A 26,763-nucleotide genomic window follows, 5' to 3' on the forward strand; every position below is an offset into this window, starting at 1 on the left:
ATTAGGCTTTGCTTAGATTTTGAAAGGTGTATATGGAAAAAAGAGATACAATCACAGAGATTTTTGGGGTTAATGTATTCAATGATGAGGCTATGCAGGTATACTTGCCGAAGGCGGTATTTAAAAAGTTAAAAAAGACTATCGAAGACGGTCTGGAACTGGATAATGATATTGCGGATTCAGTAGCTCATGGAATGAAGGAGTGGGCAATTGACAGAGGGGCTACTCACTATACCCACTGGTTTCAGCCTTTGACAGGTGTAACCGCCGAAAAACATGATTCTTTTATTTCCGCACCGAAAAACGGCAAGGTCATAATGGAATTTTCCGCAAAGGAGCTTACAAAGGGAGAGTCGGATGCATCAAGTTTTCCTTCAGGCGGACTTAGAGCAACATTTGAGGCCAGAGGATATACCGCGTGGGATTGCACATCTCCTGCATTTATAAAAAAGGATTCTTTGGGTGTTACATTATATATTCCTACAGCATTTTGCTCTTACAGGGGTGAAGCACTTGATAAAAAGACACCTCTGCTTCGTTCAATGCAGGCTATAAACACTCAGGCCCTTAGAATACTCAGACTCTTCGGAAATACCACGACAAAGAGAGTAATACCTTCAGTGGGTGCGGAGCAGGAGTATTTTATTGTAGACAGGGAAAAGTATCTGCAGAGAAAGGATTTGATTTATACAGGAAGAACATTGTTTGGAGCAATGCCTCCAAAGGGACAGGAGCTTGAGGATCACTACTTCGGTTCTATCAGAGAGAGAATAGCTTCCTATATGAATGATATAAATCATGAACTTTGGATGCTTGGAGTTCCTGCAAAGACACAGCATAATGAGGTTGCTCCGGCACAGCATGAGCTGGCACCTGTTTACGAGCAGGTTAATGTGGCTGTGGATCACAATCAGGTGACTATGGAGACCATGAAAAAGGTGGCTGGCAGACATGGACTTACATGTCTTTTGAATGAGAAACCTTTTGCAGGTGTAAACGGTTCGGGAAAACATAACAACTGGTCTTTGACTTCAGATGACGGAATAAATATGTTAAATCCGGGAGATACACCGCATGAGAATATACAGTTCTTACTTGTACTTGCATGTATTTTAAAGGCGGTTGACAAGCATGCCGATTTGCTTAGAGAATCTGCCGCCTGTGTAGGTAATGATCATCGTCTTGGTGCACATGAGGCACCGCCTGCTATTATTTCCGTGTTCCTCGGTGATCAGCTTCAGGATGTTATAGATCAGCTTTGCTCCACAGGAGAGGCTACACATTCCATTCAGGGTGCTACATTAAAGACAGGCGTGGCAACACTTCCCGACTTTGAAACTGATGCTACAGACAGAAACAGAACATCACCTTTTGCCTTTACAAATAATAAATTCGAATTCAGAATGGTAGGTTCTTCCGACTCCATCGCATCACCGAATATTGTTTTAAATACAATAGTGGCTGAAAGTTTTAAAGAGGCTGCAAATGAGCTTGAAAGTGCAAGTGATTTTGATGAAGCCGTTCATGATATAATCAAAAGACTCTTCACCGCTCACAGAAGAATTATATTTAACGGAAACGGGTATTCCGAGGAATGGGTAAAAGAAGCAAAGAGAAGAGGACTTTCAAATCTTCCAAGTATGATAGATGCCATTCCGGCTCTTGTATCTGAGGATTCTATAAAGCTCTTTGAAGAGTTTGAGGTATTCACCAGAACCGAGCTTGAATCAAGAGTTGAAATAGAATATGAAGCATATTCAAAAGCAATAAATATCGAGGCAAAGACTATGATAGATATTGCGGGCAAGTCTATTATACCGGCGGTTATAAGATATACCACAAGACTTGCTGATTCTATAATTAAGTTAAAATCTGCGGTTTCAGGTATAGAGCCTTATGCACAAAATGCTATCTTAATAGAAGTTAATGAGCATTTAAAAGAGTCAAAAGTTGCACTTGAAAATCTTAAAAATTATATGGATAATGCCGCAGAAATCACGGATGTAACTGCGCATGCTAAATATATGCATGAGGTGGTGGTTCCTGCAATGGAAGCGCTCAGAAAGCCTATTGATACTTTGGAAATGATAGTGGATAAGGATCTTTGGCCGATGCCAAGCTATGGCGATCTTTTGTTTGAGGTGTAATAATGATAAAGGCTGTTATTTTTGATCTGGACGGTACATTGCTTAATACATTGACTGCACTGTCGTATTGTATGAGTAAAACAATGAAACATTTCGGGTTAAAAGAAATTGATATAGAGCATACAAGATATTTTGTCGGAGAAGGTGCAAAGAAGTTCGTGGACAGATCATTGATATATAACGGTGATAGGGATTTGAAACTTGCAAATGAAGCTTACAAAGTATATGATGAGATATTTGCTGTGGATTGTCTAAAGGGTGTTAAGCCCTATGACGGTATTACAGAGCTTCTTGAAGCTCTAAAGCGGATGGGAATAAAGTCTGTGGTTTTATCAAATAAATCACAACTCGGTGTGGAGAAAAATATAAATGGGATTTTCGGTGCCGGAGTATTTGATTTGATATACGGAGAGAGGGACGGTATTCCAAAGAAGCCCGATCCTACTTCTTTAAATATGATAATAAAGGAGCTTGGACTCTCAAAAACAGAGATACTCTATGTCGGAGATACCGCTACGGATATGCAGACAGCTCTCAGAGCCGGAGTTACAAGCATAGGAGTACTCTGGGGATTTAGAGATGAGGATGAGCTTAGAGAAAATAAGGCTGATTATATTATAAATAAACCAAGTGAAATACTTGAAATAATAAAAGAAAGATAAAAGCAATTCCGGGTCATATGGCCTGGAATATTTTTTATTTTAGAATATTTAAAAATTTGCCGAGAGAAGGATTGATATTCTTTTCATCATATAAAAATACAATCTCTCTTTTTGGTATTGTAAGACCTTCAGGCATCTCTATTTCCACCAATGTTCCTTCTTCAAGTTCTTTTTGTATAAACTCCTTTATAACACAGGCGATACCTATTCCGGTTTTTGCAAACTCTATAAGAAGTTCCATATTGCTTGTTTCAATGGATTGATTGAGCTGAAGTTTGGAATCTTCTATGCAATTGTCAATATATTTTCTTGTGGCATTGTTTTTATCCAATAACATTATATTTCCGTCTCTGAAGGGATTGAAGTTGTTGTTAAATATATGTTTCAGACTGTTAAGATATCCGGGAGTTGCTACAAAGACATCATGTATCTCCATTATATTTATATATGACATATTGTTGACTTTAGCAGGCTTTGCAACAAGACCGATATCAATTTTATTTTCAGAGAGAAGAAAGCTTGTTTCATCGGAAGACTGAGTAAAAATACTTACCATGGTATGTGGATTTTCCTTCATGAATTTGTTCAGATACGGAAGTAAAATATATTTACAAAGTGTATTACTTGTTCCGACCGTTATTTTACCTATATTGAATTGTTTTATCTTTGTGAGATGATTTTCACCTGCTTCTATAGCCGAAAATGCATTCTGCAAATACTCATAAAAAATCTGTCCCTCCGGTGTAAGGCTGACACCCTTTGATGTTCTTACAAAGAGTGCGATTTCAAGACCTTCTTCCAACCTTAGGATTGATTTTGATATGGCAGGTTGGCTGATATACAATAGCTTTGCGGCTTTTGATATACTGCCGGCCTTGGCCACCTCAAAAAATATTCTATATTGTGATAAATGCTGTTCCATATTCCTCCGCCTAGTTACATTATATATATTAAAATTATAGTTAATCTGTAACCAATATAACTATATGTAATACTTGATATATTAAATTTATATCGCTATTATATCATTTGATATGTTACAATCAACAGTAATTAAATGAAAAGAGGAAAAAAATATGGGAATGACAATGACACAGAAGATTTTGGCTGCCCATGCAGGACTGGACTTCGTAGAAGCCGGCCAGCTTATAGAGGCTGACTTGGATCTTGTGCTTGGAAATGATATCACATCACCTGTTGCAATCAATGAAATAAAGAAATTTGAAAATAAAAAGGTATTTAACGGTGAGAAGATAGCACTGGTAATGGATCATTTTGCTCCGAATAAGGATATTAAATCCGCTCAGAACTGTAAGACATGTAGAGATTTTGCAGATGAGAATGAGATAGTTAATTTCTTTGATGTCGGAAGAATGGGAATTGAACATGCACTTTTACCTGAGCAGGGACTTACCGTGGCAGGTGACTGTATAATAGGTGCTGATTCTCACACATGTACTTATGGTGCTCTTGGGGCATTCTCAACCGGTGTAGGTTCTACAGATATGGCCGCCGGTATGGTTACAGGTAAAGCATGGTTTAAGGTTCCGAGCGCAATCAAGTTTAATTTAAAGGGTAAGCTCTCAAGTGATGTTTGCGGTAAGGATGTGATTCTTCATATTATCGGAAAGATAGGTGTAGACGGTGCGCTTTATAAATCAATGGAATTTGCAGGTGAGGGTGTTGCATCCTTATCTATGGATGACAGATTTACAATCTGTAATATGGCAATCGAAGCCGGTGGAAAAAACGGTATCTTCCCGGTAGATGATATAACTTTGGATTATATCAAGGAACATTCAAACAGAAGCCCTAAGATATTTGAAGCCGACAGTGATGCTGTTTATGACGAAGTAATAGATATTGATCTGTCGGCATTAAGACCTACAGTTGCATTCCCGCATTTACCTGAAAATACAAAGGTAATCGGTGAATTCGGTGATATAAAGATTGACCAGGCGGTAATCGGTTCATGTACAAACGGGCATATTTCAGACCTTAGAAGTGCGGCTGCACAGATGAAGGGCAAAAAAGTTGCAAAGAATGTAAGATGTATTGTAATTCCTGCAACACAGGAGATTTACAAGCAGGCTATAAAAGAAGGACTGGTAGATATTTTCATAGATGCCGGTGCAATAGTTTCAACTCCTACATGCGGTCCTTGTCTTGGAGGTTATATGGGAGTTTTGGCGGCAGGTGAGAGATGTATATCCACTACCAACAGAAACTTTATCGGAAGAATGGGACATGTTGAATCAGAGGTGTATCTTGCTTCTCCTGCAGTGGCTGCAGCCAGTGCGATAGCAGGAAAAATAGTGGCACCTACAGTATAAAGATTGGGAGGTTAATATGGAAGCAAGAGGACATGTATTTAAATACGGTGAAAATGTAGACACCGACGTTATAATTCCTGCAAGATATCTTAATGCTACAACAGGTGAAGAGCTTGCAAAGCATTGTATGGAAGATATTGATAAGGAATTTGTGAATAAGGTTCAAAAGGGAGATATAATTGTAGCAAGAAAGAATTTCGGCTGCGGCTCATCAAGAGAGCATGCACCGCTCGCTATCAAGGCAAGCGGAGTAAGTGTGGTAATCGCAGATACATTTGCAAGAATTTTCTATAGAAATGCTATAAATATAGGTTTACCTATTATTGAAAGCCCTGAGGCTGCTGCAGAGATAAAAGCAGGTGATGAGGTCAAGGTGGATTTTAATACCGGACTTATTACTGATATTACAACAGGAAAGACCTATAAAGGTCAGGCTTTCCCTGAGTTTATGCAAAACATAATAAATGCGGGCGGACTTGTAAACTACGTAAATAATAAGAATAAATAATTAAAGGGGCTGAATTTTCAGCCCCTTAGTTTTACTTATTCTTATTTATTTCAGCCATCTTCATAGCCCTTACCTTTAGTGGAAGACCGAATAATGTAATAAATCCGTCAGCATCATGGTGGTCATATAAATCACCTGTAGTAAATGATGCAAGTGACTCCGAATAGAGTGAGTATGGTGATGTTGTACCGGCCTTTATAATATTTCCCTTATAAAGCTTAAGTTTAACTTCACCTGTTACATACTGCTGTGTAGATTCTACAAAGCTTTGAATGGCTTCACGAAGAGGTGTAAACCATTTTCCTTCATAAACTATCTGTGCAAATTTATTGCCCATGTCTTTCTTCACTTCAAATGTCGCCCTGTCAAGTACAAGCTCCTCAAGTGCATTATGAGCTTCCATAAGTATGGTTCCGCCGGGAGTCTCATAAACACCCCTTGATTTCATACCTACAACACGGTTTTCAACTATATCTATGATACCGATACCGTTGGCACCTCCAAGCTCATTTAATTTGGTGATAATCTCTGAGACTTTCATTTTCTCGCCGCCCAGTGCTACAGGAACGCCTGCTTCAAAGCTTAGATAAATCTCTGTTTCCTTATCAGGAGCTTTTTGAGGTGTTACTCCAAGCATAAGCACATGCTCGTAGTTTGGCTCAAGAGAAGGATCTTCAAGCTCAAGTCCTTCATGGCTTATATGCCAAAGATTACGGTCACGGCTGTAACTTGAATCAGCTGAGAACGGAAGATCTATACCATGCTCTTTACAGTAAGCTATTTCATCCTCACGTGAATTCATTTTCCATATATCTGTCATACGCCAAGGTGCAATGATTTTAAGATCCGGTGCTAAAGCCTTGATACCAAGTTCAAATCGTATCTGATCGTTTCCCTTTCCTGTAGCACCGTGACAGATTGCAACAGCACCTTCTTTTCTTGCGACATCTACAAGAGCCTTTGCGATTCCCGGCCTTGCCATTGATGTACCGAGAAGATACTTGTTCTCATATACCGCACCTGCCTGTACACATGGAACAATATAATCATCACAGAACTCATCGATCAAATCTATAATATAAAGTTTCTCCGCACCTGATAATTTTGCTCTTTCCTCAAGTCCGTCAAGCTCATTTCCCTGACCGCAGTCTATGCAGCAGCAGATTACATCATAATCAAAATGTTCTTTTAACCAAGGTATAATAGCGGTGGTATCAAGACCGCCTGAATATGCCAATACAACTTTTTCCTTTGCCATAAAGCCTCCTATGTATAAAAATACTATAAAAATATAGAATAATAGCTTATAAACATCTATAGCTAAAAAATACATTTATAAATATACATTAAAAAAGAATATTATGCAAGTGTATTTTTGTTTTTATACAAAGAAAAATATAAATTTTAAGAAAAATAAAAAACTGCTTGACAAACAAAAATAAATAGATTATTATAAACCCATAAAACAAGTAGGAAAACAGGAATACAGAAAACGGAGGTTTGTATGTCTAGAGTTTATAAGAGCAGTAGTGAGTTAATCGGTAATACACCATTGGTAGAGGTTTCAAATATTGAAAAGGAGCTTGGCCTTAAAGCAAGAGTTTTGGTAAAGCTTGAGTATTTCAATCCGGCAGGTTCTGTAAAGGACAGAATTGCACTTGCAATGATAGAGGCTGCAGAAAAGGAAGGTAAATTAAAGCCGGGTTCTACCATTATAGAGGCAACATCAGGTAATACAGGAATCGGACTTGCATCGGTAGGTACAGCAAAGGGTTATAAGGTTATTCTTACAATGCCTGAGACAATGAGCGTTGAGAGAAGAAATATCCTTAAGGCATATGGAGCTACCATAGAGCTTACAGAAGGATCAAAGGGAATGAAGGGTTCTATTGCCAAGGCTGAAGAGCTTGCTGCAAGTATTGAGGGAAGCTTTATACCTGCACAGTTTGAGAACAAGGCAAATCCTGCAGTTCACAAGGCTACAACAGGTCCTGAGATTTGGAATGATACTGAAGGTGAGGTTGATATCTTTATTTCAGGTATCGGAACAGGCGGTACTATATCAGGTGTAGGTGAGTTCTTAAAGGAGAAGAAGCCAAGTGTTAAGGTAATCGCAGTGGAGCCTACAGGTTCTCCTATACTTTCTGAAGGAAAGAGCGGTCCTCATAAGATTCAGGGTATCGGAGCCGGATTTATTCCTAATACACTCAATACAAAGATATATGATGAGATTATCACGGTAGAAAACGAGGAAGCATTTGAGTATGGCAGACTTATAGCATCAAAAGAGGGTATCCTTGTAGGTATATCTTCAGGTGCGGCACTCTTTGCTGCAATTGAGGAGGCTAAAAAGCCTGAGAATGAGGGAAAGACTATAGTTGCTCTTTTACCTGACAGCGGAGACAGATACTTCTCAACACCTTTATTTACAGAATAAAAATATTTCATACCCTTATTATCAGCGAACGGTAATAGGGGTATTTTTGTAATATTAAGGCTTGTGCGGGATTGCGATAGAGATATATCAATGATATAATAATAGCTTAGTGAATAAACCGATACAGATGGGGGAAACTTATGTCAGAAGAAATTAAAAATACAAATACTGAGACAGTTTCAAAGAATTTTATTGAGATAGAGATAGATAAGGACCTTGAGTCCGGCAGATTTGACCATGTACAGACCAGATTCCCGCCGGAGCCAAACGGTTACCTGCATATAGGTCATGCAAAATCAATTATTTTAAATAATGATATTGCAAAAGAGTACGGCGGAAAATTCAACTTAAGATTTGATGATACAAATCCTACAAAGGAAAAAGAGGAGTTTGTACATTCAATACTTGAAGATGTTAAATGGCTTGGCGGAGAGTTTGAGGACAGATTGTTCTTTGCTTCAAACTATTTTGAAGAGATGTATGAGAAGGCTGTTCTTCTTATAAAGAAGGGCAAGGCATTTGTTTGCGATTTAAGTGCCGATGAGATCAGAGAGTACAGAGGAGATTTCAAAACTCCGGGAAAGGAAAGTCCATACAGAAACAGATCCGTTGAGGAAAATTTAAAGCTCTTTGAGGATATGAAGAACGGACTCTGTGAGGACGGAAGTCGTGTGCTTCGTGCAAAGATTGATATGGCATCACCGAACATCAATATGAGAGATCCTGTAATCTACAGAGTTGCAAGAATGACTCATCACAATACAGGTGATAAATGGTGTATTTATCCTATGTATGATTTTGCACATCCGATAGAGGATGCTATAGAAAATATTACACACAGCCTTTGTACATTGGAGTTTGAGGATCACAGACCGCTTTATGACTGGGTTGTACAGGAGTGTGAGTATAAGAATCCTCCAAGACAGATAGAATTTGCAAAGCTTTATCTTACAAATGTGGTAACAGGTAAGAGATATATCAAGAAGCTTGTAGAGGACGGAATAGTTGACGGATGGGATGATCCGAGACTTGTTTCAATTGCCGCACTCAGAAGAAGAGGTTATACTCCTGATGCAATCAGAAACTTTGTAAAACTTGCCGGAGTATCAAAGGCAGATTCTTCTATAGAGTCGGCAATGCTTGAGTATTGTATAAGAGAGGATTTGAAGCTTAAGAAGGCAAGAATAATGGCAATACTCGATCCTATAAAGCTTATAATAGATAATTATCCTGAAGGTCAGTCGGAATTATGTACAATGCCTAACAATCTTGAAAATCCGGAGCTTGGCGAAAGAGAAATAGAATTCGGCAGAGAGCTCTATATTGAGAGAGAGGACTTTATGGAAGTGCCTCCAAAGAAATATTTCAGACTGTTCCCGGGAAATGAAGTAAGACTTATGGGTGCATATTTTGTAACCTGTACATCAGTGGAAAAGGATGAAAACGGTGAAATTGTAGCAGTTCATGCCACATATGATCCGGCGACAAAGTCAGGTTCGGGATTTAGCGAGAGAAAGGTAAAAGGAACTATCCACTGGGTAAATGCTAATACTGCACTTAAGGCTGAGATAAGACTTTATGAGAATATAGTTGATGAGGAAAAGGGTAAGCTTGATGAGAACGGAAATCTGAATCTGAATCCTAATTCATTGACTGTATTAAAGGATTGCTATGTGGAGCCATGCCTTAAGGATGCAAAGGCTTATGACAGCTTCCAGTTTGTAAGAAACGGTTTCTTCTGCGTGGATGCCAAGGATTCAAAGCCTGATGCATTGGTATTTAACAGAATAGTTTCACTTAAGAGCTCATTCAAGCTTCCGAAGAATGACTGATGGAACTTCTTATAGATTTAAATAGTGATTGCCCTATATACGAGCAAATCTATGAATTTATTAAGAATGAAATAAAAAACGGGCAAATCTTGCCCGAAACCAAACTTCCTTCAACAAGAAGTTTGTCTCAAAGTTTGAAAATATCCAGAACTACAGTGGTCAATGCCTACGAGCAGTTGTCAGCTGAAGGGTATTTAAAATCTAGAGGCGGTAGCGGATATATTGTAAATCGTCTGGATGTTTTAAACATTGAAAGAAAGAAATACAAAAGGGAAGCCAAGAGAGAAGATTTTAAGATTGAAGATGATATTAAGATTGATTTTTCACCGACAAAAATTGACTCAAAAAGCTTTCCCTATGCATCCTGGAGGAGTATCGCAAGGAAGGTGTTTTCAAGTGAAAAGGAGGATGTTTTCACTGCAGGAGATAAGCAGGGAGAGTTTGGGCTTAGAACTCAGATAGCCGATTATCTTCATACTGCAAGAAGGGTTGTATGCACTCCTTCAAATATTGTGGTCGGAGCCGGAAGTGAATATCTGATATTGCTTCTTGGATTATTGCTAGGTACAAGAAATATTGCACTTGAAAATCCGGGATATATTAAGGCCAAAGAAATCTTCAAATCAATGTCTTGGAATGTACTCAGTGTAGATATGGACGATGAGGGTATAAATATAGATATACTCGAGTCGACTGATGCTGATATATGCTATCTGATGCCTGCAAATCAATATCCTACAGGTGTTATAATGCCAATAAACAGAAGAAGAGAACTTATTTCATGGTGCTATGAAAAGAGTGACAGATATATAATAGAAGACGATTATGATTCGGAGTTTCGATTTGTGGGTAAACCTATTCCTGCAATGCAAGGGCTTGATCCTTCAAGGATTATATATATGGGAACATTTTCAAAGGCAATAGCACCGGCGATAAGAGTGGCTTATATGGTCCTGCCTGAAAAGCTGATGGAAGAGTATGAGAATAAACTGAAATTCCTTTCCTGCACGGTTCCCAAGTCCGATCAAAATATTCTTGAAACATTTATAAAGGGAGGATATTTTGAAAGACATCTGAACAGAATGAGAACCAACTACAGGTTGAAAAGAGATGCTCTTATTGAAAGCATAAGAAATAATTTGCCAAAGGCAAAAGTTTTTGAAAACAACTCGGGACTTCATATTTTACTTACACTGGATCATCTTAGCGAGGAAGAGATACTAAACTATGGAAAACTTGCAGGAATCAGACTTTATCCCATATCTGTTTTTTATACAGGTAGAAATATAAGAAAATCTACCGTTTTGGTGGGCTTTGCCGGATTAAGTATAGATGAGATAAAAAAAGGTATAGAAGATTTCGGCAAAAAGATTTATACTGAATAAAAATATTGTAAAGGAGTAAGATTATGACAATAAATAAGAATATGACAATCGGTGAGCTTTTGCTTACAAATGATTTAATAGCACCTATACTTATGAGAGCGGGAATGCATTGCCTCGGATGTCCTTCATCACAGATGGAGACTTTAGAAGAGGCTTGCATGGTACACGGAATTGACTGTGATGTATTGGTGTCACAGATAAATGAAATTTTATCTGCTTCATAAAATAAAGAAAGCTGTAGCTTTAAATAAAATTTAAAGCTGCAGCTTTTTTATGTCAACTATATAAGTTTTGCAAAGAATGAAGCAAATATAACCGTAATAATACCTGCAACCGCTATGGATAAGGAACTCATAGCACCTTCGGTTTCGCCCATTTCAAGGGCTTTTGAAGTACCTATGGCATGTGCGGACGAACCGAGACCTATTCCCTTTGCAATAGGATTTGTTATATTAAAAATTTTATAAACAATATCGGCCGATACATTACCGAAAACACCTGTTACAATGATAACGGCAGTGGTAATAGTGGATACACCTCCAAGTTCTTCCGATACTCCGATACCTATTGCTGTAGTTATTGACTTCGGAAGCATGGAAACATAATTTTCATGACTCAGACCGAAGAGCAGAGACATTACAAATATTGATATCAAAGAGGTTAAAACGCCTGCAATCAGTCCCGACATAATGGCCTTAAAGTTTGATTTTAACAAAGTAAGCTTTGAATACAGCGGTATGGCCAGAGCCACAGTCGCAGGAGTCAATAAAAAGCTGATATATTTTGAACCTTTATAAAAATCTTCAAACTTGATATTAAACATAACAAGTACAAAGATTACTATAATGATGGAAATAAGCAGCGGATTAAAGGCGGCTATTTTTGTCTTTTGCCTTAAGAATACTCCGGCCTGATATGACAGTAAACATAGGAGAACTCCGAAAAATATAGAATTACTTAAAAAATTACTCATCTATTTGCCTTCCTTTTGCTCTTTATTGTCAAGTTTTATAACGAATTCGGTTACCTTACCTGATACAACCATTACCAAAACAGTGGAAACTATAGTCATAATAAGAAGCGGTATAAGTACAGGCTTTAAAGTCGGCCAGATATCAATTAGACCTGCCGAGGCAGGGATGAACATAAGAGGCATTATATCTATTAAAAACATAGAAGCGCCTTCAACCTGTTCAAGCTTAACTACTTTTAAAACAAGTAATGCAAGCATAATGACAAGTCCATATATGCTTGCAGGTATGGGAAGCGGTAAAACGGATTTTAACACTTCCCCTAAAAAACTTACAAATAATATGATTAGAAATTGTCTGATAAAACGCATAAACTCCCTACAATTCTATTAGATTGAAATCCTGCATAGTAGCTGTCATTAACTGAGCTTCTCTCATATGACAACTGAATACAATGATTTGTTCCGGCACATTATTGGTAATCCAAAGTAAAGCGGCTCTAAGACGTATCGAATCGTAGTTTACAAAACTGTCGTCAAATATAAAAGGTAATTCTTTAGCGCGTCCCTGCATAAGTCTGCCGGCTGCTATTCTAAGTGCCAGATACACCTGATCCATAGTACCTGAGCTGGCCTGTTCTATCGGAACAAGTCTGTTCGGAGTATTAAGGAATACATTAAAATTCTCGTCAATGGATATAGAATCATACACACCGCCTGTTATACCTTCAATAAGTTCTGAAGCATCCTTATTCAGATACAATCCGAAAGAATTCTTGATAGTCTGTGAAAGATTTTTCAAGGTCTCGGTGGCAAGATCTATAGCATCTATTTCAAAGCGGATTTTGTCGTTTTCCGCAATGATATTTTTTAATGAAGTATTTGCTTCCTTCAATTGTGCAAGCTTTTCCATCAGTTTTTCGAGTTCCCACTCGTTTTGCTTTTTGGCATCAATACCGCTGGCATATGCGGCTTTTTTTGCACGCAGGTTTTCTATATCTGCGCTCAAAGCCTCACACTTTGCAATTTCGGCTTCCATTTCGTCAAAAATTCTCAGCTTTGAACTTAGTGTCTTGTTGGCTCGGTGGATATTTTCTTCCGTTATAGAATCAAATGAACCTACTCTTGCCATTATTGCAATAAGATTTACTTTAAGCTCGGTCAAATGCCTGTTGTCCTTATTATGAACCGTATAGATATAACTTGCAAAAATCAAAGATGCAAGACATATAATTATAAAAAGGACCATTGCAAACTGATAACTTATACCTGTGGCGGTTGTAAGAAAATTGCTTTTTCCGGTTTTAAAGATATAACCTGCAAGGATTACACTGACTATCGATAAAACAAGGAATATTGTTGAGTAAACCTTATTAATTGATTTCTTCTCATTTTCATAAGCTGAAAGATAATCGTTATATCCTTTATTAAGATCGTTTTGCAATTCTATAATAGTCTTTTTATCATTAAAACCGAGATCGGAAAGGTGCTGACGCTTGGATGCAATACTTTCAATCAGAGACTCTTTTTGAGAATTTAAATCAATAATTCTTTTCTCAGTGATGGCATCGGCCTCTTTCAAAGTTTTCAAATGAGTTGAAAATTCGGGAGAGGAGATTTTCTTTTCAAGAGCTCTTATTTCGGTCAAATTCTGATTGTAAGTCTTTGCTGCATCGGGATCCAAGGAGGCGGTAAACGCTTTCTTTTTTTCTTTCAAGAAATCAGATGCTTTATTGATATTTAAAGACATATTACCGGTGGTATTCATATTAGCAATATAGTTTTTAAGCTCCACCACCATTTTGGCGTCTGTTGCTGATTTGAGCTGTGATATACTCACTGTATTTGAATATGCGGTTTGTGAAAGTCCGCAAAGTGCTTCCTTTAAAAATTCGCCCGGATTTTCAACATTCTTTCCGTCGGTTTCATTCACTACGGCAAAAGGGGTTGTTGCGGTCTTTGTAAAATCTCGCTCTATTCGATAGTTTTTGTCCTGATAAGAAAAACGCAGGTTTCCGCCATATATATCGCCATTGCCCCAAGGTTTGAACTTAGTCCAGGTATCGCTTTTACTTGCTCTGCCTTTTGCTCTTTCGAGACCGTAAAACATTGCTTCGATAAACATAAATATTGTGGATTTCCCGGCTTCATTGTAGCCGTAAACAATATTCATATTATCGGCAAATTGCAAATCTTTATTTTTGAATTTGCCAAAGCCGTCAATATGCAAGCTTAGCAGTTTCATGTTTTCCCCCTTTCATCAGTAGTTCTAAGTAATGCATTAATACCGTAATAAAGGGCTTTTTTATCGAGTTTGCTCATATTGGGCCTGTCAAGTTCCCTGATAAAAAATCCTATCATATCGGAAGGATGCTCCGCAAATAGTTTTGCAAAATCATATTTCGGTTCGGAATCATCTATAATCTCGGCAATTCTAAGTGTTGATGAGAGCGAATCCAAATCAAATTCGATATCTGGATCTCTTAGACCCTTTATTTTAAATCTGTATATATTTTGTTTGCCCTTAATATTAATGGTTTCCGTTAAAGAGGTATGTAACTCCGCATTTGTAGTTTCGGGAGTTACATTTATTGTAAGTGAAATATATGAAGTATTTGAAATTTTTATAAATTCGAAATCCTTCATGACACGTGTGTTATTATCTATCTCACCATAAAAAATTCCGTGGTCTCCGGTTTCAGTCATATCCAGAGGTTCAGGAGACCCACAGTAAGCCATATGTCTGTCAAAAAGTACTTCAGGCTTATGCATATGTCCGAGAGCTATATAAGATGAAGAAATCTTGTTTAATTCATTTTTATCAAAAGGTAAATGCGTTGCATCACCGCCATGTAAAAGAAGAATTTTTACTCTGTCATTTTCACGAATGGAAAGTCCGGAAACAATATTTTCCTTAACCTCCCTGTCATGATATGAAAAGCCGTAGATTTCCGTGTTTATATCCTGGAAATATACACTGCTGATAGTCGGGGTGGACAAATAAACCACATTTTTTGCCCATGGAAAGCTAAGTATATTATTGTTTTCTCTTAAACAGTCATGATTACCGGCAATAATAACCACTTTGGTATCCGGTATTGTGGAAAAAAGGAAGTTGACTTCTTTTAAATCACGACTGAAGGGCTGGGAGTGGAAGAGATCGCCTGCAATAAGAAGCAAATCGACTTCTTTTTTCTTTGCAACATCAATAATCTTTTGAAGCGAAGATTTTACCGCATCGGCTCTTTCCTTACCCCATGGTCTATTTGAATCAGGCTTCATACCATAATGAATATCACCTGTATGTATAAATTTCATATGGCTAAAGTTTACCTCCCTATTATTATAATTCGCAATTTCCTACTGTTCTTGGGAATGGAAGTACATCTCTTATATTTGACATTCCTGTAAGATACATAACGCATCTCTCAAATCCGAGACCGAAACCTGCATGTCTGGTTGAACCGTATTTTCTGAGATCAAGGTAGAAGTCATAGTCCTTTGTATCCATACCAAGCTCCTCTATTCTTGCTAAAAGCTTGTTATAGTTATCCTCTCTTTGGCTTCCGCCCATTATCTCACCTATTCCCGGTACAAGACAGTCCATAGCGGCTACAGTTTTCTTATCTTCGTTTTCCTTCATATAGAATGCCTTGATTGCCTTAGGATAATCTGTAACAAATATAGGCTTTTTAAATACCTGCTCTGTAAGGTAACGCTCATGCTCGGTCTGAAGGTCACATCCCCATGAAACCTTGTACTCAAAGTTTCCATTATTCTTTTCAAGTATTTCAATGGCCTCGGTATATGTGATTCTGCCAAAGTCCGACTCGGCAACATTCTTAAGTCTGTCTAAAAGTCCCTTGTCAACAAACTGATTGAAGAATTCAAGCTCAGGTGCGGCATTTTCAAGTACATAATTTATTATGTATTTGAGCATACTTTCGGCAAGATCCATATTGTCATTAAGATCACCGAAGGCAAACTCGGGCTCAATCATCCAAAACTCAGCGGCATGTCTGGTGGTATTTGAATTTTCGGCTCTGAAAGTAGGTCCGAATGTATAAATATCTCTGAATGCCATCGCAAAAGTTTCACCGTTTAACTGTCCCGAAACTGTAAGGTTTGTCTCCTTACCGAAAAAGTCCTTGGAATAATCTATAGTTCCGTCGTCTTTAAGCGGTGGATTTTGCGGATCGATTGTTGTAACTCTAAACATCTCACCGGCACCCTCGGCATCACTTCCTGTAATGATTGGAGTATGTACATACACAAAGTCTCTTTCCTGGAAGAATTTATGTATAGCATAGGCAATAAGAGATCTCACTCTGAATACCGCCTGGAATGTATTTGTTCTTGGACGCAAGTGAGAGATTGTTCTCAAATACTCCAAAGTATGTCTTTTCTTTTGCAGAGGATAATCTGAACTTGATTCACCCTCGATATCAATATGTGCAGCCTGAATTTCAAAAGGTTGCTTTGCACCCGGTGTTGCTACAAGTGTGCCCTTTATAACAAGTGCGGCACCGACATTAACCTTAGTCAATTTATTAAAATCAGGTAGACTGTCATTGTATACAACCTGAATCTGCTCAAAATAACTTCCGTCACTTATAACAAGAAAGCCGAAAGACTTTGAATCTCTGTTGCTTCTTACCCATCCTCCTATTGTGATTTCAGTATCAATATACTTTGAAGTGTTTTTGTATATTTCTCTTACTGTTGTCAGCTTCATTAGATTTCCTCCTCAATACCGTTTAGGCATAAATTTAGTAACATCTAATTATAACATACATTCAATTGTTTGGACAACTTAAGAACTGATAATATTTTGCGTTTTATGCAACATTTGAAACCTTAGTGAAAATAACTAAAAACATATAAAATACTTTGTGCAATTTTTAATGTAACATGGTAAATGCTGTTAATTGTATCATAATTATTGGAAGCGAATATTAAATTTCATCAAAACATAGAAAAAAATACGTTAAAATAAAATCTTTTATTCACAATCGAGTATATTTGTGCTATAATTCAAGTGTAAACATAAGGAAATAGCATTAGCAACGAGGTGTGTACATGATTAAAAAGGAAATGATAGCTATGCTGTTGGCAGGAGGACAAGGCAGTCGCCTTGGGGTGCTGACACATAATGTGGCAAAACCAGCAGTTTCATTTGGCGGTAAGTACAGAATTATAGATTTTCCGTTGAGCAACTGCATCAATTCAGGTGTTGATACGGTTGGAGTCTTGACTCAGTACCAGCCTCTTAGGCTGAATACCCATATCGGAATCGGAATTCCGTGGGATTTGGATAGGAATATGGGAGGAGTCACTGTATTGCCGCCGTATGAAAATGCTGCAGGTAGTGACTGGTATTCAGGTACTGCCAATGCAATTTACCAAAATCTTGAGTATATGGAGAGTTACAATCCTGATTATGTTTTGATACTTTCAGGTGATCACATATACAAGATGGACTATGAGGTAATGCTCGATTACCACAAGGCAAACAATGCCGATATAACTATTGCGGCTATGCCTGTTTCGATGGAAGAGGCATCAAGATTTGGAATACTTATAACCGACGAAAACAGCAGGGTAACGGAGTTTGAAGAAAAACCTAAAGTTCCAAGGTCAAACCTTGCATCTATGGGAATTTATATTTTCTCATGGAAAGCGCTTAGAGATTCTTTGATCGAATTGTCAAATGAACCGGGATGTGATTTTGGTAAACATATTATTCCACATGTGTTTAACAAAGGCGGTAGAATTTTCAGTTATGAATTTAACGGATATTGGAAAGACGTAGGTACTTTGGAAACATATTGGGAAGCAAACATGGAGCTTGTTGATATAATACCTGAATTCAACCTGTATGAAGAATACTGGAAGATTTATACCAAGGGCGATATTATTACTCCACAATATATTTCGGCGGCTTCCAGCATAAACAAGAGTATTATCGGTGAAGGTGTGGAAGTTTACGGAGAAGTGAACAATTCGGTAATAGGTGCGGGAGTTGTTATTGAAGAGGGTGCGGTGGTTACCGACTCCATAATTATGAAGGGCAGTAAGATAGGCGCTAACTCGAAGGTTACCAAAGCTATTATCGCTGAAAATTCCGAAGTCGGAAAAAATTGCGAGATTGGAGCTTTTGAATTCTGTGAGAGCAGATATGATAAGAAAGTTTACAATTGCGATCTTGCAGTAATCGGGGAGAGAACAACTATCCCTGACGGTGTTGTTATTGGTAAGAATACAGCTATTTTGGGAAAGACAACCATAGATGACTATGTGGATGGTAAACTTTTAAGCGGTGACTTCATTGTAAAGGTAGGTGGTAAGATATGAGAGCAATAGGAATAGTGTTGGCGGGCGGAAACTCAAAAAGGATGAAAGAACTTTCCAACAAGAGGGCTATTGCAGCAATGCCTATCGCCGGAAGTTACAGAAGTATAGATTTTGCACTCAGCAATATGTCAAATTCACATGTACAAAAAGTAGCTGTATTTACACAGTACAACTCAAGATCGTTGAATGAACATTTGAGTTCATCAAAATGGTGGGATTTTGGAAGAAAACAAGGTGGTTTGTTTGTTTTCACACCGACTATTACCGCTGAGAGTTCAGATTGGTATAGAGGTACTGCTGATGCATTGTATCAAAATTTGGTGTTTTTAAAGAGATCTCATGAGCCGTATGTTATTATTAGTGCAGGTGATGGTATTTATAAACTTGACTATAATAAAGTATTGGAGTATCATATTGAAAAGAAAGCAGATATTACTGTAGTATGCAAGAAAGCAAATGATACAGAAGATTTGACTAGATTCGGTATGGTTTCAATAAATGATGATGGTAGAATAGTCAATTTTGAAGAAAAACCGATAGTTACTGATTCTGTAAATATATCCTGCGGGATATATATTATCAGAAGGAGACAACTTATTGAACTGATTGAAAGAAGTATCGCGGAGGACAGATATGACTTCGTAAAAGATATTTTGATCAGATACAAAAATTTGAAGAGAATATATGCATATAAGATTAATTCTTATTGGAGCAATATAGCTTCGGTAGAATCTTATTATAAGACAAATATGGATTTCTTGAAAAAAGAGGTGAGAGATCATTTCTTTGTAGAATATCCGGGTGTGTATTCTAAGGTTGACGATTTGCCACCGGCAAAGTATAATCCGGGGGCTAAGGTGTCAAATTCACTTATTGCAAGTGGCTGTATCATAAACGGTACAGTTGAAAACTCAGTTCTTTTTAATAAATCGTACATAGGTAACGGTTGTATAATTAGGAATTCTGTTATTTTGAATGATGTATATATTGGCGATAACACAGTCATTGAAAACTGTATTGTGGAAAGCCGTGATACAATACGTGCAAATTCGACTTATATTGGGACAGCAGAGCAGGTCAGAATAGTAATAGAAAAAAACGAAAGATATACTCTTTAAGGAGATTAAGGGGGGATTCAAATAATGCAGATTACTGATGTCAGAGTTAGAAGAATTGATAAAGAAGGTAAGATGAAGGCCGTTGTATCGATTACTTTAGATAATGAATTTGTTATTCACGATATTAAGGTTATCGAAGGTGAAAAGGGATTGTTTATAGCTATGCCAAGCAGAATGGCGGCTGACGGTGAGTATAGAGATATTGCTCATCCTATAAACTCTCAAACCAGAGAGCTTATTTCGGATACGGTCATAGGTAAGTATGAAGCAATGTTGCTTGAAGACGCAGCAGATGTGAATGTATAATTTGATGAGTGTGAAATTTATATTATGAAAAGTTTTTAAGGGCTGTGAAAACAGCCCTTATTTAAGTTTTATAGAAAATCGCTAAGCTTGATAGATTATACTTTTCTTGATATAATCAATTAAAACTTTTATAATAAAAGCGATGACATTTTGCCGCATATTATATATGTGGAGGAATACCATTTTTAAAATAATGGAGATGCTAATGAAAAACAAAAAAAATACAAAGGCAATCTTAAGGAAAAACTTGCTGTATTCACTTATAGTCTTGGTGTTTTTGCTTGGAATATTGTTTGTTGCACCGGGGAAAGGCTGTGGTGCAATAATTTTTTTACTGGCGCTTTTCGGAATAATATACATTGTCGTATGGAATATTATGATTTCAAGAAATCTGTCAAATTACATGGTAGAGTATGCCATGGCAAGCGAAAATACGCAGAATATTTTTTCTCAGGATTTGGATATACCATATGCCTTGATGGATAAAAAGGGAATTATAGCCTGGAGAAACAGAGCCTTCAATTCGCTTGTACAAAAAGACAGGCAGTCTAAAAAAGATATTCATGCGATGTTTGAAAATATAACTGAAAATGATATTGAGGAAATTACCGATAAAACGGATTTTCACGGCGAATATCAGGGTAGAAAATATCGTATAAGGATAACCAGATTATATATTGAGGAGTCTTTTGTATATACGATTTGCCTTTTTGATGAAACCGACCTGGTGGAATTACAAAATAAGAAGGATGATTCCATGCCCGTGGTAGGACTTATCTATATGGATAATTATGATGAGGCCATGGAAAGTGTTGAAGAGGTAAGAAAGTCGCTTCTTGAAGCGTTGATTGACAGAAAGATAAATCAATATATAAACAGTTTCAACGGTATTGTAAAGAAGCTTGAGAAAGATAAATTTTTCTTTGTTATAAAGAGAGAGAATTTGAACTCGGCTATAGAGGTAAGATTTGATATTTTGGAGGATGTAAAGACTGTAAATATAGGTAATGAAATGAGCATCACCTTAAGTATCGGTATCGGCTATGGAAGTGAGAATCTTTCAAGAAACTATGAACTGGCCAGAATGGCTATGGATATGGCACTTGGAAGAGGAGGAGACCAGGCTGTTGTAAAGACTGAAAAAGAGATAAAATACTTCGGCGGAAAAGCACAAACTGTTGAAAAGCAAACCAGAGTGAAGGCCAGAGTAAAGGCTCATGCATTCAGAGAATTGCTTGAGAATAAAGATAAAGTGATTATAATGGGGCATAAAATTCTTGATATGGATGCCTTCGGTGCTGCGATAGGAATCTGGAGGATTGCTACCAGTCTTAACAAAAAAGCTCATATCCTGATGGGGGATGTAAATCCTTCGGCAAGGCCTATGATAGAGAAGTTTAAGACTGCGGAGTATCCGGATGATTTGTTTATTTCCGAGGAAAAGGCTGTAAACAGTATTACAAACGAGTCTTTAGTGGTTGTTGTGGATGTAAACAGACCGAGTATTACAGAGGGACCTTCTCTTTTAAAGAAGGCTAAAAATATTGTGGTATTTGACCACCACAGGCAGAGCTCGGAGATAATTACAAATGCAACATTATCTTATGTGGAGACTTTTGCATCATCGGCCTGTGAAATGGTATCTGAGATTGTACAGTATATATCTGACGATATTAAGTTGAAAACCCTGGAAGCGGACGCTATGTATGCGGGAATAGTAATAGATACACAAAACTTTAATGTGCAAACAGGTGTCAGAACATTTGAGGCTGCGGCATTTCTAAAGCGATGCGGTGCAGATGTTACCAGAGTCAGAAAGATGTTTAGAGAAGACGCTATTGATTACCTTGCAAAGGCCGAGGCAATTCACAATGCCGAGATCTTTAAGGAGTGCTATGCCATAAGTGAATGTGATTCCGAGAATACGGCATCACCTACTTTGGTATGTGCACAGGCTGCAAATGACCTTTTAAATATAAAGGGCATAAAGGCAAGTTTTGTTTTGACATTATATAATAATATAATATATATCAGTGCAAGATCCATGGATGAAGTAAATGTTCAGACAATTATGGAAAAACTTGGTGGAGGCGGACACAGATCCGTTGCCGGAGCACAGATAAAAGAGGGCACAATAGAAGATGCGAAAAAACGTGTGAAAGAAGTGCTGAAAGAAATGATTGAAAAAGGAGAAATATAATGAAAGTTGTTTTATTGGAAGATGTAAAATCATTGGGAAAAAAGGGTGATATTGTTGAAGTAAGTGAAGGTTATGCAAGAAACTTTATTATACCTAAAAAGAAGGGTGTAGAGGCGAATCAGGAAAATTTAAACACTTTAAAGCTTCAAAAGGCAAATGAAGAAAAAATTGCAAAGGAAAAGCTTGAGGCTGCAAAGGAGTTGGCTGCAAAGCTTAATGAAGCAAGCGTATCATTGACAATAAAGGGTGGAAAAGACGGAAGAACTTTCGGTTCCGTATCATCAAAGGAAATAGAAGAAGCCATAAAGAGTCAGCTCGGACTTGAAATAGATAAGAAAAAACTTGTAATTGCAGAGCCTATAAAGACTTTCGGAAACCATGAAGTAAAGGTTAAGTTACATAAGGATGTTACAGCCGCACTGAAGGTAAAAGTTGGAGAAGAGTAATGGAAGAAGCTCTGGTTAAGAGAGTGATGCCAAACAGTATAGATGCCGAAAAAGCGGTTTTGGGATCTATGCTGCTTGACAAAGAGGCTGTTGCAAGTGCCATAGAAGTTCTGGATAAAAATGATTTCTACAGTAAGGCATACGGCACTGTATTTGAATGTATGGTTGAACTCTTTAATGAAGGCAAACCTATAGATTTGGTGCTTATTCAAAATAAACTTGTTGAAAAGCAGGTACCTCCGGATATAACAAGTCTTGATTTTTTCAGAGGGATAATGGACTCGGTTCCGACATCTGCAAATATAAAAAATTACGCTAAAATAGTTAAGGATAAGTCCAATGTCAGAAGGCTTATTAAAATATCGGAGGAAATAGTAAACGATTGCTATGTGGGCGAAAAGGGAGTCGATGAACTTTTTGCAAAGACGGAAAATGAGATATTTAAACTGCTTCAGACCAAGGAAACAAAGGATATTGTACCTATAAATGATGTGGTATTAAATGTTTTGGATAAAATAGAAGCCGCATCAAAAAACAGTGATACCGTTACAGGTATTCCTACAGGATTTGTGGATTTGGATTTTAAGACCAGCGGACTTCAGCCTTCCGATCTTGTTTTGGTGGCTGCGAGACCTTCCATGGGTAAGACCGCATTTGTCCTTAATATAGTTCAAAATATTACTATGAAGAAGAAAATTTCATGTATGGTTTTTTCTTTGGAGATGAGTGCCGAGCAGCTTGTCAACAGACTTTTGAGTATGGAGAGTAATGTGGATTCGCAAAAACTGCGTACAGGAAATCTTAATGATAATGATTGGAACAGTTTGATAGAGGGTGCTGTAAGTGTCGGATCTTCCACATTGGCAATTGATGATACTCCGGGTATTTCTATAAATGAATTAAGGTCAAAGTGCAGGAAGATGAAACTTGAAAAAGGGCTTGATATTATTATAATAGACTATTTACAGCTGATGACCGGAAGCGGAAAGGCAAATATAAGCAGACAGCAGGAAATCTCCGATATTTCAAGAAGCTTAAAAGCTTTGGCAAGAGAGATGAGAGCACCTGTTATCGCACTTTCGCAGCTTTCAAGAGCCTGTGAGACAAGGCCGGATCACAGACCTATGCTTTCGGATTTGAGAGAGTCCGGAGCGATAGAGCAGGATGCCGATGTTGTAATGTTTTTGTACAGAGATGATTATTATAATAAGGACACGGAACATCCGAATGAAGCCGAGGTTATTATTGCAAAACAAAGAAACGGTGCAATAGGAACAATAAATCTGGTTTGGAAACCTGATATAACAAAGTTTGTAAACATGGCGAGATAGGCAACTGTCTCGCTTTTTTATATAATTAAATATTTTTTGAGCAATAAAAAAGACCTGCATAAGCAGGTCGTATGATAAGTATTATCGCTTTGAGCAAGCAATAATTAAGCTATAATAGCATCTGTAGGGCAAACTGAAGCACATGTACCGCAATCGATGCAAGCATCAGCGTCGATGTTGAACTGAGTATCTCCCTGTGAAATTGCACTTACAGGACACTCACCTTCGCAAGTTCCGCAACTAACGCACTTATCTGTAATTGTATATGCCATTGAAATTTCCTCCTAAAATTTATATGTTTCTCTTACTTGATGATATTCTAATCTATTTAATGTAAAATAACAAGAGTAAATTTGCATGTATTGAATAAAATACAAGTTAGTACGACCTTACTTAATATACAATTTATACAATGATTTGCATTAATCAGAATATTCTATAATCCTGCTATCTTGCTTTTAAAGAGGTTTTAGTATATAATACTTAATCAAGTTTAAGAAAAAAGGGGAAGTTACGATGACCTTATTGGAAAATTGGAGAAATAAAGCTTACGGCGATGCAACAGATGACAGGCAAAAAGAAGAGATTTGGAAAAACTACTTTATAGTTGAAAAGGGTATCTATGAGAAGATCTTAAAGAACCCTAAAGATGTTATCAGATGCACCGTAGCGGAATTGGCAACAAAATTTGATACAGATATACAGACAATTACAGGTTTTTTAGACGGTATAAATGATTCACTTAATAAGCCTAATTCTATTGAAGAAATGAAGGAAGATACAGAGATTGCTCTTGATATCGACCTTGAGAAGCTCTATTATAACATGGTGGAGGCTAAGGCGGACTGGCTTTATAACTTACCTGAGTGGGACAGCCTTTTGGATGAAGAAAAAAGAAAAGAACTCTACAAGGCTCAGAAAAAGAGCGGTACTGTAGTTAAAGAAAAGAAAGTCGGCAGAAACGATCCATGTCCATGCGGAAGCGGAAAGAAGTATAAATTCTGCTGCGGTAAGAATTAAATAAAGGTATTGTTTTAGGTGGCGGTTTGACGTCACCTAAAATTTTAAGGAAAAATAATGGAGCAATATACAAATTTTGCAAAAGTATATGATTTGTTCATGGACAATGTTCCATATGACAAGTGGGTGGAGCAGATAAAGGATATATTATATAAAGAGAATATAAAAGACGGGTTGATATGTGATCTGGGATGCGGTACCGGAGCAATTACCGAAAGGCTTGCAAACTTAGGATATGATATGATAGGCATAGACAACTCGTATGATATGCTTGATGTGGCAATGGAGAAAAAATATGCTTCGGGCCATGATATATTATATCTTTGTCAGGATATGAGAGAATTTGAGCTGTACGGTACTGTAAGGGCAATAATATCTCGTTGTGACAGTTTGAATTATATAAGAGAATTATCTGAGCTTAAAGAAGTATTTGCCTGGGTGAACAATTATTTAGATCCTGACGGGCTTTTTATTTTTGATATGAATACTGAATATAAATATCAAAATATACTTGGAGACAATACTTTTGCTGAGGTAAGAGAGCAGGCAAGTTTTATATGGGAAAATACATACGACATTGATAAAAGAATCAATGAATATGATTTGAATCTATTTATAAAGCTTGAAGGTGATAATTACAAAAAGTTTGAAGAAAGACATGTACAAAAAGCTTATACTTTCGATGAAATATTATCTGCAATAGATTCAAGTAATATGGTGCTTGAAAGATATATGGATGCGGATACCTATGGGGATGTAAGCGAAAATACTGAGAGAATACTTTTTGTAGCCAGAGAGAAGGGAAAGTAAATGAAAGATTATATGGTGAAAGCCACTGCGGCAAACGGATATATAAGAGCTTTTGCTGCAAATACAAAAGATTTGGTTGAGGAAGCCAAAAACGATCACAATACTTCACCTGTGGCGACTGCGGCATTGGGAAGAATGCTTACCGCGGCGGCAATGATGGGAAGTATGATGAAAGGAGAAAAAGATCTCCTTACATTAAAAATTGAGGGCGACGGCCCTCTCGGAGGAGTGATTGCAACAGCAAACAATAAAGGTGAAGTAAAGGGATATCCTTTTAATCCTACGGTTATTATTCCTCCTAATGCAAAAGGCAAACTTGATGTTGCAGAGGCAATCGGTGTCGGACTTATGAGTGTTATAATGGATACCGGAATGAAGGAGCCTTATGTAGGTCAGGTGGCGCTTTTATCCGGAGAAATAGCTGAAGATTTGACATATTACTATGCGACAAGTGAGCAGACACCTTCAAGTGTCGGACTTGGAGTATTGTTAAATAAAGATAATACAATAAATGCGGCAGGAGGATTTATTATACAGCTTATGCCACATTGTCCTGATGAGATAATAGATAAGCTTGAAACTAAAATCAATAATCTGAAACCGGTGACCACAATGCTGAGTGAGGGCATGTCTCCAAATGATATACTTAAAAGTATTTTGGGGGATATGGATCTTGAATTTAACGAGAGCCTTGATCTTTGCTTTAAATGCAATTGTGATAAGGAGAGGATAGAAAAGGCTCTTATAAGTGTCGGAAAAAAAGAGTTGCAGGAAATGATAGATGATGGTAAGTCTATAGAAGTGAAATGTCATTTTTGCAATAAGGCATATGATTTTAATGTGAACGAGCTTGAGGAAATGCTGAAAAAAGCTACAACAAAGTAGTTTACAGCATCTTGATGAG

The 26,763-nt window shown here is 37.4% G+C and carries 25 protein-coding genes; 17 read left to right on the top strand and 8 right to left on the bottom strand.

Features of this window, described 5'->3' with window-relative positions; genetic code table 11:
* Positions 1-32 precede the first annotated feature (32 nt).
* Positions 33-2,147, top strand: coding sequence for a glutamine synthetase III family protein (locus SBH76_RS01825; protein WP_034212077.1), 2,115 nt, complete (start codon positions 33-35; stop codon positions 2,145-2,147).
* Between the two features lie 2 nt (positions 2,148-2,149).
* On the top strand, positions 2,150-2,809 hold the full coding sequence (locus SBH76_RS01830; RefSeq protein WP_317976582.1) for an HAD family hydrolase: 660 nt from the start codon (positions 2,150-2,152) through the stop codon (positions 2,807-2,809).
* 34 nt (positions 2,810-2,843) lie between these two features.
* Here SBH76_RS01830 and SBH76_RS01835 read toward each other — a convergent pair whose 3' ends face one another.
* Positions 2,844-3,731, bottom strand: a complete 888-nt coding sequence (locus SBH76_RS01835) for a LysR family transcriptional regulator (protein WP_007592746.1) — start codon at positions 3,729-3,731, stop codon at positions 2,844-2,846.
* Between the two features lie 154 nt (positions 3,732-3,885).
* Between SBH76_RS01835 and leuC the strand changes: the two genes are divergently transcribed.
* Both leuC and leuD read left to right on the top strand, forming a co-directional pair.
* Positions 3,886-5,142 carry a 3-isopropylmalate dehydratase large subunit gene (gene leuC / locus SBH76_RS01840; protein WP_317976583.1) on the top strand — a complete coding sequence of 419 codons (1,257 nt, stop codon included), beginning with the start codon at positions 3,886-3,888 and terminating at the stop codon, positions 5,140-5,142.
* A 16-nt stretch (positions 5,143-5,158) separates the two neighbouring features.
* The gene (gene leuD, locus SBH76_RS01845) at positions 5,159-5,650 is read left to right on the top strand and encodes a 3-isopropylmalate dehydratase small subunit (RefSeq protein WP_007592744.1); all 492 of its coding nucleotides are present in this window, start codon (positions 5,159-5,161) and stop codon (positions 5,648-5,650) included.
* 31 nt (positions 5,651-5,681) lie between these two features.
* On the opposite strand, the gene SBH76_RS01850 is transcribed toward leuD, so the two are convergent.
* Complete coding sequence (locus tag SBH76_RS01850; RefSeq protein WP_317976584.1) at positions 5,682-6,908, bottom strand: argininosuccinate synthase; 1,227 nt, start codon at positions 6,906-6,908, stop codon at positions 5,682-5,684.
* A gap of 246 nt (positions 6,909-7,154) precedes the next feature.
* Between SBH76_RS01850 and cysK the strand changes: the two genes are divergently transcribed.
* From cysK to SBH76_RS01870, 4 genes are all read left to right on the top strand, one after another.
* Positions 7,155-8,087 (top strand): cysteine synthase A, encoded by a 933-nt coding sequence (gene cysK, locus SBH76_RS01855; protein WP_317976585.1) that lies wholly within the window; start codon positions 7,155-7,157, stop codon positions 8,085-8,087.
* A 140-nt stretch (positions 8,088-8,227) separates the two neighbouring features.
* Positions 8,228-9,919 carry a glutamine--tRNA ligase/YqeY domain fusion protein gene (locus tag SBH76_RS01860; protein WP_317976586.1) on the top strand — a complete coding sequence of 564 codons (1,692 nt, stop codon included), beginning with the start codon at positions 8,228-8,230 and terminating at the stop codon, positions 9,917-9,919.
* Positions 9,919-11,304 carry a MocR-like pyridoxine biosynthesis transcription factor PdxR gene (gene pdxR / locus SBH76_RS01865; protein ID WP_317976587.1) on the top strand — a complete coding sequence of 462 codons (1,386 nt, stop codon included), beginning with the start codon at positions 9,919-9,921 and terminating at the stop codon, positions 11,302-11,304. The genes SBH76_RS01860 and pdxR overlap by 1 nt, the downstream gene beginning before the upstream one ends.
* A gap of 23 nt (positions 11,305-11,327) precedes the next feature.
* Positions 11,328-11,528: a DUF1858 domain-containing protein gene (locus SBH76_RS01870; protein ID WP_034212062.1), complete on the top strand. Its 201-nt coding sequence runs from the start codon at positions 11,328-11,330 to the stop codon at positions 11,526-11,528.
* Between the two features lie 56 nt (positions 11,529-11,584).
* Here the strand turns inward: SBH76_RS01870 and SBH76_RS01875 are convergent, their stop codons facing one another.
* Genes SBH76_RS01875 through asnS form a run of 5 tightly spaced genes read right to left on the bottom strand, consistent with a single transcriptional unit; the run spans position 11,585 to position 17,009 of the window.
* The gene (locus SBH76_RS01875; RefSeq protein WP_315035470.1) at positions 11,585-12,277 is read right to left on the bottom strand and encodes an LrgB family protein; all 693 of its coding nucleotides are present in this window, start codon (positions 12,275-12,277) and stop codon (positions 11,585-11,587) included.
* Positions 12,278-12,646, bottom strand: coding sequence for a CidA/LrgA family protein (locus tag SBH76_RS01880; protein ID WP_007592732.1), 369 nt, complete (start codon positions 12,644-12,646; stop codon positions 12,278-12,280).
* A 7-nt stretch (positions 12,647-12,653) separates the two neighbouring features.
* On the bottom strand, positions 12,654-14,519 hold the full coding sequence (locus tag SBH76_RS01885) for an ATP-binding protein (protein ID WP_317976588.1): 1,866 nt from the start codon (positions 14,517-14,519) through the stop codon (positions 12,654-12,656).
* The gene (locus tag SBH76_RS01890; RefSeq protein ID WP_007592722.1) at positions 14,516-15,592 is read right to left on the bottom strand and encodes a metallophosphoesterase family protein; all 1,077 of its coding nucleotides are present in this window, start codon (positions 15,590-15,592) and stop codon (positions 14,516-14,518) included. Before SBH76_RS01890 ends, SBH76_RS01885 begins: the two co-directional genes overlap by 4 nt.
* Positions 15,593-15,617: 25 nt before the next feature.
* Positions 15,618-17,009, bottom strand: a complete 1,392-nt coding sequence (asnS, locus tag SBH76_RS01895) for an asparagine--tRNA ligase (RefSeq protein ID WP_317976589.1) — start codon at positions 17,007-17,009, stop codon at positions 15,618-15,620.
* Between the two features lie 344 nt (positions 17,010-17,353).
* Here asnS and SBH76_RS01900 point away from each other — a divergent pair, with 344 nt between their 5' ends.
* From SBH76_RS01900 to dnaB, 6 genes are all read left to right on the top strand, one after another.
* Positions 17,354-18,628: a glucose-1-phosphate adenylyltransferase gene (locus SBH76_RS01900; RefSeq protein WP_317976590.1), complete on the top strand. Its 1,275-nt coding sequence runs from the start codon at positions 17,354-17,356 to the stop codon at positions 18,626-18,628.
* A complete protein-coding gene (glgD, locus tag SBH76_RS01905; protein WP_007592716.1) occupies positions 18,625-19,746 on the top strand; it encodes a glucose-1-phosphate adenylyltransferase subunit GlgD in 1,122 nt (373 codons plus the stop codon). The genes SBH76_RS01900 and glgD overlap by 4 nt, the downstream gene beginning before the upstream one ends.
* Before the next feature lie 24 nt (positions 19,747-19,770).
* Complete coding sequence (gene spoVG, locus SBH76_RS01910) at positions 19,771-20,052, top strand: septation regulator SpoVG (RefSeq protein WP_007592713.1); 282 nt, start codon at positions 19,771-19,773, stop codon at positions 20,050-20,052.
* Between the two features lie 205 nt (positions 20,053-20,257).
* Entirely contained in the window at positions 20,258-22,252 is a 1,995-nt protein-coding gene (locus SBH76_RS01915; protein ID WP_317976591.1) for a DHH family phosphoesterase, read from the top strand.
* The gene (gene rplI / locus SBH76_RS01920) at positions 22,252-22,698 is read left to right on the top strand and encodes a 50S ribosomal protein L9 (protein WP_007592710.1); all 447 of its coding nucleotides are present in this window, start codon (positions 22,252-22,254) and stop codon (positions 22,696-22,698) included. The genes SBH76_RS01915 and rplI overlap by 1 nt, the downstream gene beginning before the upstream one ends.
* Entirely contained in the window at positions 22,698-24,029 is a 1,332-nt protein-coding gene (dnaB, locus tag SBH76_RS01925) for a replicative DNA helicase (RefSeq protein ID WP_007592709.1), read from the top strand. Before rplI ends, dnaB begins: the two co-directional genes overlap by 1 nt.
* 104 nt (positions 24,030-24,133) lie before the next feature.
* On the opposite strand, the gene fdxA is transcribed toward dnaB, so the two are convergent.
* Positions 24,134-24,301: a 4Fe-4S ferredoxin gene (fdxA, locus tag SBH76_RS01930; protein ID WP_007592708.1), complete on the bottom strand. Its 168-nt coding sequence runs from the start codon at positions 24,299-24,301 to the stop codon at positions 24,134-24,136.
* Positions 24,302-24,545: 244 nt separating this feature from the next.
* On the opposite strand from fdxA, the gene SBH76_RS01935 reads away from it, so the two are divergent.
* From SBH76_RS01935 to hslO, 3 genes are read left to right on the top strand one after another with little or no spacing between them, the layout of a single operon-like run.
* A complete protein-coding gene (locus SBH76_RS01935) occupies positions 24,546-25,049 on the top strand; it encodes an SEC-C metal-binding domain-containing protein (protein WP_317976592.1) in 504 nt (167 codons plus the stop codon).
* A gap of 57 nt (positions 25,050-25,106) precedes the next feature.
* Positions 25,107-25,859: a class I SAM-dependent DNA methyltransferase gene (locus SBH76_RS01940; protein ID WP_317976593.1), complete on the top strand. Its 753-nt coding sequence runs from the start codon at positions 25,107-25,109 to the stop codon at positions 25,857-25,859.
* Positions 25,860-26,744 carry an Hsp33 family molecular chaperone HslO gene (gene hslO, locus SBH76_RS01945; RefSeq protein ID WP_317976594.1) on the top strand — a complete coding sequence of 295 codons (885 nt, stop codon included), beginning with the start codon at positions 25,860-25,862 and terminating at the stop codon, positions 26,742-26,744.
* The last annotated feature ends 19 nt before the right edge of the window (positions 26,745-26,763 follow it).

Source organism: Lachnoanaerobaculum sanguinis (assembly GCF_033242365.1).
GTDB lineage: Bacteria > Bacillota > Clostridia > Lachnospirales > Lachnospiraceae > Lachnoanaerobaculum > Lachnoanaerobaculum sanguinis.